Origin of the sequence: Streptosporangium sp. NPDC005286 (assembly GCF_040607515.1) — a bacterium.
GTDB lineage: Bacteria > Actinomycetota > Actinomycetes > Streptosporangiales > Streptosporangiaceae > Streptosporangium.
Map to the genome: position 1 here is coordinate 1 of NZ_JBEXGU010000294.1, position 6206 is coordinate 6206.

A 6206-nucleotide genomic window follows, 5' to 3' on the forward strand; every position below is an offset into this window, starting at 1 on the left:
GGGCTCACCGCCCGTTCGAGCTCCGATTCGGTCGAATGCGGGGACTCCGAGGAACACCTTCGATGACCTGCGCTCCTGGCGGGCATCGAGCTGAGTGACCTTCTCTGCTGCCCCAGCGAGGCTGACCCGTAGCCCTTCGATCTCGTCGAGCCGGCCTTCGCGTTCGGTCTCGGCGGTGCGGCCCCCTGCGGCGGGCGGGCCGATTCCCGCCGCCGTTCGGGACCGGCGCCCACGCCGCACGGTCCGGCCGGCCTGCAACAGATCCAGGACTTTCCGACGGAACTCAGGGGGATACCTCCTTGCCATGCCGACCTCTCCTGAAGGGGGTGGAGGCAGGTAAGTCAACCAAGGCGACTCCACGAAAGCCGGGGTACATCAGGAATCGAACCCGCGCTGTCAGCTTGGGAATCATCTACTGACCTTGCTGCCCTGAGCTGGGAAAACAGGGGTGCAGGTCAGGGCAGGTCAAGTCCCCGTGAGTGACCGTGGTTCCCTGCCTGTTCTGGCACGGATCTGGCACGTTGATCATGGCTGCTCGGTATGGAGGAGGCGTCTTTTGTGTTGCTCCGCCAGGGGCAGGTACGTCACAAGCCCTGATCTTGACGCACGAACCGGCTGTACGGGATGGTCATCGACGTGTCCCTGTCGAACGACGAACCAGCAGTTGAAGTGATCCCTCGTGCGGGTGTATCCGAGCCGCGTTCACGGATGCGGACAGTCGTAGTGGCCATGGCCGTGCTTCTCACCATCGGTGGAGCAGGTGCTGTCTGGTTCTCCGGGATGCGCTCGCAAAGTGTCCTTCCCCCACCGGACGGCCCCTGGCCTGAGCAGCGTGGGTTCATGGTTCTGCAGTGCTCGGCGGAAGGGCTGACGCCGGAGACCCAGCCAGTTGTCGAGAAGTTCCTTCGCACCTTGCCGGAGATCGAGAACCTCACGGCCTACAGCAAGGTGCAGATGGAGGGAGAGCCGCTGATGACGCGCAACGTCTGCGGCGTCCAGGCGCATTTTGTGGGAACCGCTCGTGATGTGAGTGACATTCCGAAGATCGCGAAGGAGGTAGCGAAGTCGCCGGTTTCCGTGGGTCTGGTGCGGTTGCCGGTTAATTTCTGGGCGGGCAAGGCGGACGTGCGGGTCATGTTGACCGGCCTGGGTTCCCCCGTTCTCCAGCTTGGAAGGGAAGGAGCTCGTGCGGCGGGGAAGAAGGACATAGAGGTTATTGTCGAGAAAATTCGGCAGGCAGTGGATGTCGACAAGATCTATTACGAGGACAGTGCCTTCGCGACGAAGATCAGCGCCTCCTACTGCCCTGACCGTCTGTGCGGTTTCATTCCAGGTCCGGTCGATCAGGAAGCCCTCTACGTCAAGAGTGATGCTCCCAGCGCAGCCGAGACGCTGAAAAGTGCTCTTGATGACATGCCAGGCGTGGACTACGTTTTTCCAGTCACCCCTGACGTGCTGTGACCGGCCTTAGCGATGGAGCGGGTGACGGGAATCGAACCCGCGCTGTCAGTTTGGGAAGTGTATGGATCACGCCTCGTAGGAGCGCTGACCTGGGAGTCGGGCCGGTCATGAGTGACCGTGGTTGACCCCTCGTCACCCTGGTTAATGGCCCGCTAATGGCCCGAGGATCAGCCTGTGACCTGGTCTTCCTCTGGCGGTGCGATCTGCCCCTCCCCGAAGTCTGCCTGGCTTGTCCAGGGCCGACGGCAGGCAGGGTGATCAGCCCCTACTTCAGCCACTACGCTACGATCCTCAGATGCCTGACTTCGTGCTCCCCTTTATCTTCATCGGGCTCTTCGTCACGCTTTTTGTTTGCCTCTTCATATTTTTTATAGTGTTGATGGTCAAAGGTATTCGACAACGCCGTGTACTTAAATACACAGATCCGATGAGAGCCATGGACATTATTGGTCGGGTGCGCCAGCTCAAGGTTCGAGGCAGTGAAGAGGAAGCTGTGCTTCTCGTTCAAAGTGAACTTGCGATGCCTGCTGACGAAGCTCGGTCATGGGTGAAGTCCATCTGAGCCGTAAGTCACAGCCGCCGCACGGCGGACTCCTTGTGGCGGCACCGCACCACCAGTTTGGAAGATCTCGGTACGCAACGCTCTGACCTGCTGCGTTCCAGGTCAGAGGTGGTCTCGCCTTGTCCGTGAGTCCCCGTGATTCCCCTCTGGTGACCCTCCTGACGGGCACGCAACGGGCACGGCCTGAGAACCCCGTGCGGACGCACACGCCTCTCCCGCCGGATCTTCCCGTCGCCTTCGTCCCACCCTCCGGGGAGCGGGCCGAGGCCAGGGCGCCAAGGTGGAGCGCCCCACCGGACGAACGACCTTGGCGCCCTGGCCTCGGTCTGCTCGGCTTGTCCTGGGACGATGGCGACGGGAAGATCCGGCTCCTCAGCCATCTATGAACCTTTGCTCTGATCATGGCGATCATCCCGGAGCCGAGTGCCCCCGCCGGAGGCATGGTCTTTTCTCTCGATCATCGCGCAGACGAGAGCTCCAAGCATCATCCCGAACCCCGCCTTAACGGCGATGTCGAGGGTGTCGGAGGTAGTAGCGAAGGAGCGACCTAATAACCGAACCGATCCGATCAGCGCGAGTATTAACAAGACAACACCGCTGGCCAGGAACGCCGTCCGAAAAATCCGGGCTGAGCTTGCGGGGTTTATGGCGGCACGGTACAGAGCATTACCGAAGGCGGTCAGAGGGAGAATCGCCAAGAGCACGTCAAAGAAGTTGGTCATCATGGCGGCTGATCGTATGACAGGCGAGTCAGGACGGGAATAGCCAGCTTGGCGGCGGTGTGCCGTCGGTCGGCGGGTTGGCAACGTACGGCGCGATGTCCGTACGGCGATGCCCCGCGCGGCGCCTGCGCCGTGACCGGCCCCCAGGCCGCCTGCGCGGCCGAGGGCCGCGACGCTGGGCCGGGGCGCGGCGGCGCGGCGCGCCCCGGCCTTGGCAATGCCGCAGTCGGGAAGATCTCCACCGCGATGGTTCGGCAGGGGCGGGCCGACCTGCTCGATAACGGGGTCTCGGTCAGCGCGGGACGACGGTGACGCCGATGAGCTGCCCGCAGGATGATCACGGAGCTAATGGCCCGAGAAGATCGAACAGTCCTGGAAACGACTAAGGCCCGGGTCGGGAATCCATCCCTGACCTGGGCCTTGAAGCGTGGAGCGGGTGACGGGAATCGAACCCGCGCTGTCAGCTTGGGAATTGTAGGGATCATGCCTCATGGGACCGTTGACCTGCGGCTGGGGCCGGTCGTGAGTGACCGTGAGTGCCCTTGTCTTACCGGTGTTAATGGCACGCTAATGGCACGACGATCATGTCCGGGACCCGTCACCGTTCGGCGCGAGATCGTGTGTGCTCATCGATGTAGTGCTCTAGCGGGTGCGCGGTACCCGTGGGAAGGATCGTGCCGTCTCCCTCTCTGCCAGACTCTCGTGAGACTTGAGGACAAAGTGGTCTTCTGTGATTCAAGTAGGGCGAGAACAGGATCTTTCAGACAGTGACCTTGACGTTGGCCGACCTTCGTATGGACCTCACCGATGATGGTGAGGTGGGTAAGGGCAGCGGACCTCGATCGGATCGGCCGAAGCGGCGGTCGTTCACGCCGGAGCACAAGCTGGCGATGGTGGAGGCCTACGACGCCGCGACCGAACCCGGCGCGAAGGGCGCGCTGCTGCGCCGCGAGGGGCTGTATACACCGACAGCGTCTTGGGGAAGAAGCTTCGGGCCGCGTCAGCGTCCGGCAGGCAGAGACGAGCACATCGATGACCTTCCCGTACTGGTCGACCGCCCGATACACGTGCCGCCGGACGCCGAACGTTGGCGACTTGCCTACTTCGCATCCGAGTCTCGAGGATGTTGTTGAGGTGGCAGAGCAGATGGTTGCCGCCATCGTCAGACATGGCCGCGCGGTGGCCAAGCGATCGACGCCATGAGATTGCCGCATGCATAGGCAGATTGCGGCGCCCGATCAGGCGGCGCGGGCGCACGAGACCGCCGACAGCAGGCGCGTGCCGGCGTTCCGGGCGGCGATGCCGTACCTGGTGGTCGGGATGAGCAGCCGGGACGCCGGGGAGACGAAGCGCTGCTTGGGGTTGGTCAGCAGGCGGTGCCGGGACTCGTAGGCACGGAACGCCGCCGCATGATCGTCCCGGTGTACGGCCAGCGCGTCAGCCAGGGTCGCGGCGCCGGCGATGGCCAGGGTGGATCCGTCACCGAACAGCGAGACACAGGAGGCCGCGTCGCCGAGCAACGTGATCCGCCCGGTCGACCAGCTGTCAAGGCGCACCCGGCTGACGGAGTCGAAGTAGAGGTCGTCCGCCTGCGGTACCTGATCAAGCAGCTCGGGGATGCGCCAGGAACCCCCGGTGAAGGCGTCGGCGAGCAGCCGCTTGTGCTGGGCGGTGTCACGGTGGTCGAAACCGGGCACGGCGGGACTGCGGAAGAAGAACGCGGCCCCGCCCTGACCGGTGCCGGGGTGCAGGGCGACGGCCCGGCCGGGGGTGTTGTGCAGGAGCACCTCGTGCGGGTCGAGGGCGAGGCCAGGCAGGGGCAGGGTGGCCACGTAGATGCCCAGATGGTCGATGAACCGCTGCTCCGGGCCGAAGGCCAGGCGGCGGACCGCCGAGTGCAGCCCGTCGGTGCCGATGACCAGGTCGAAGCGGCGGGGTGCGGCGTTCTCGAAGGTGACGTCCACGCCGCCGGGGTCCTGGTGCAGGGCGGTGATGGTGTCGTCGTAAAGGTAGTCGGCGGCCACCGTCGAGGAGAGGACGCGGGCCAGGTCGGCACGGGGCAGTTCGATGTCGTCGGAGGGCATGGGTATGCCGCCGACCCGCTTGCCGTGGTCGTCGACGAAGCTCAGCCGGGTCACGCGGGTCGCCGCAGCGCGCAGCTGGGGCAGAACACCCATGCGCTCGACGACCTCACGGGCGGGACCGCGCACGTCGACGGGGTTGCCGCTGGAACGCTGGCCGCGGGCGCGCTCCACGACGGTGGGCTCGAACCCGTGGCGGGTGAGCCAGTAGGCGAGGGTGCTTCCGGCTATGCCGGCTCCTGAGATCAGCACGGTCTTCATGTCCTGGACGATAGCTGCACTCAATGCGGATTTGCAATAAGTGCCGATCGGCATTCCATGCGATACCATCTGCGGCATGGCTGAGCTCACCCTGCGCGAACGGAAGCGGCGGCGCACCCGCCAGGCGATCATCGAGGCCGCCGTGGAGCTGTTCGAGGAGCGTGGCTACGAGGGCACGACCGTCGCCGACATCGCCGAGGCGGCCGAGATCGGCACGCGTACCTTCTTCAGCTACTTCGCCAGCAAGGAGGAACTGCTCTTCCCGGAGAGCGACTCGCGGATCACGGCCGCCGTCGAGGCCATCGCCACGCGCGGGCCCGACGACCGGCCGGCCGACGTGCTGCTGCGTGCGCTGCGCAACGTGAACCGTGACAGCGATGAGATGGTGAGCAGGGTGGCCGCGCTCCGGCTGCGGCTCATCCGGAGCGTGCCCGCGGTGCGGGGGCGCGGCTTGCAGCTCCAGCTCGACGCGCAGCGGGAGATCGCGCGTCACCTGTGTGCGGCCTATCCCGATGAGCTGGATGAGGTCGGGGCGGCGGCTCTCGTGGGGGCGTTCGTCGGGGCGGTCACCGGGGCTTTGCAGGTGTTGCTGGAGACAGCGGGCGACGATCCCGCCGCCATGAGCCGCCGCTTGCAGGAGGCGATGGACGCCGCACTGCGGCCCTGGCTACGCGAACAGGACAAGCTGCACGCACAGGACAGGTCGCGGGAACAAACACCGTCGTGACCCGAGGGCACGACAGATCATCCGGTACGGCACAGTGGCCCGTCACATGGTGCTGGCCCGTGATCTGCAGGCCTACCTGTGCTGGCGCAACGCCCACGCCCGTCATCCCGATGTGCTGGCCGCCCAGCGCCGCGAACGCGCCCGCATCCGCAGCGAACGGCAACAACGCTGGGGGCGACCTCGCCACAAAGCCGCATGAGAGTCAACCCGGGAAACATACGTGGTCACCGCACTAGTGTCCTGCGCCTGAAATTTGCCATGTAAGTTTGTATGCTGATGCGCATGCCAATTCCCGGCCCCTCCGCGGTGGAGATTCAGCTGACCGAGGCCGAGCGTGCTCAGCTGAGTGCCATGTCGGCGGAGTCGTCGAGATTGGCGATCCGGGCGAAGAT

The 6206-nt window shown here is 65.0% G+C and carries 6 protein-coding genes and 1 pseudogene; 5 read left to right on the forward strand and 2 right to left on the reverse strand.

Going from position 1 to position 6206, the window contains the following annotated elements:
- Positions 1–624: 624 nt before the first annotated feature.
- Positions 625–1461, forward strand: a complete 837-nt coding sequence (locus ABZU75_RS44710; protein WP_355569058.1) for a hypothetical protein — start codon at positions 625–627, stop codon at positions 1459–1461.
- A gap of 295 nt (positions 1462–1756) precedes the next feature.
- Complete coding sequence (locus tag ABZU75_RS44715) at positions 1757–2023, forward strand: hypothetical protein (RefSeq protein WP_355569061.1); 267 nt, start codon at positions 1757–1759, stop codon at positions 2021–2023.
- 380 nt (positions 2024–2403) lie between these two features.
- Here the strand turns inward: ABZU75_RS44715 and ABZU75_RS44720 are convergent, their stop codons facing one another.
- Complete coding sequence (locus ABZU75_RS44720) at positions 2404–2748, reverse strand: hypothetical protein (protein WP_355569064.1); 345 nt, start codon at positions 2746–2748, stop codon at positions 2404–2406.
- 764 nt (positions 2749–3512) lie between these two features.
- Here ABZU75_RS44720 and ABZU75_RS44725 point away from each other — a divergent pair.
- The gene (locus ABZU75_RS44725) at positions 3513–3878 is read left to right on the forward strand and encodes a hypothetical protein (protein ID WP_355569067.1); all 366 of its coding nucleotides are present in this window, start codon (positions 3513–3515) and stop codon (positions 3876–3878) included.
- 105 nt (positions 3879–3983) lie between these two features.
- Here the strand turns inward: ABZU75_RS44725 and ABZU75_RS44730 are convergent, their stop codons facing one another.
- Complete coding sequence (locus ABZU75_RS44730; protein ID WP_355569070.1) at positions 3984–5087, reverse strand: FAD-dependent monooxygenase; 1104 nt, start codon at positions 5085–5087, stop codon at positions 3984–3986.
- A gap of 76 nt (positions 5088–5163) precedes the next feature.
- Here ABZU75_RS44730 and ABZU75_RS44735 point away from each other — a divergent pair, with 76 nt between their 5' ends.
- Both ABZU75_RS44735 and ABZU75_RS44740 read left to right on the forward strand, forming a co-directional pair.
- The gene (locus ABZU75_RS44735) at positions 5164–5814 is read left to right on the forward strand and encodes a helix-turn-helix domain-containing protein (protein WP_355569073.1); all 651 of its coding nucleotides are present in this window, start codon (positions 5164–5166) and stop codon (positions 5812–5814) included.
- Positions 5815–5872: 58 nt separating this feature from the next.
- Positions 5873–6013: pseudogene (locus ABZU75_RS44740) on the forward strand (IS630 family transposase); the annotation flags it as partial.
- Positions 6014–6206: the final 193 nt, after the last annotated feature.

What these genes read in the sequence shown, in the direction of transcription:
- ABZU75_RS44710 (WP_355569058.1), top strand. Translation starts at nt 625, where the DNA reads ATGGTCATCGACGTGTCCCTGTCGAACGACGAACCAGCAGTTGAAGTG.
- ABZU75_RS44715 (WP_355569061.1), top strand. Translation starts at nt 1,757, where the DNA reads ATGCCTGACTTCGTGCTCCCCTTTATCTTCATCGGGCTCTTCGTCACG.
- ABZU75_RS44720 (WP_355569064.1), bottom strand. Translation starts at nt 2,748, where the DNA reads ATGATGACCAACTTCTTTGACGTGCTCTTGGCGATTCTCCCTCTGACC.
- ABZU75_RS44730 (WP_355569070.1), bottom strand. Translation starts at nt 5,087, where the DNA reads ATGAAGACCGTGCTGATCTCAGGAGCCGGCATAGCCGGAAGCACCCTC.
- ABZU75_RS44735 (WP_355569073.1), top strand. Translation starts at nt 5,164, where the DNA reads ATGGCTGAGCTCACCCTGCGCGAACGGAAGCGGCGGCGCACCCGCCAG.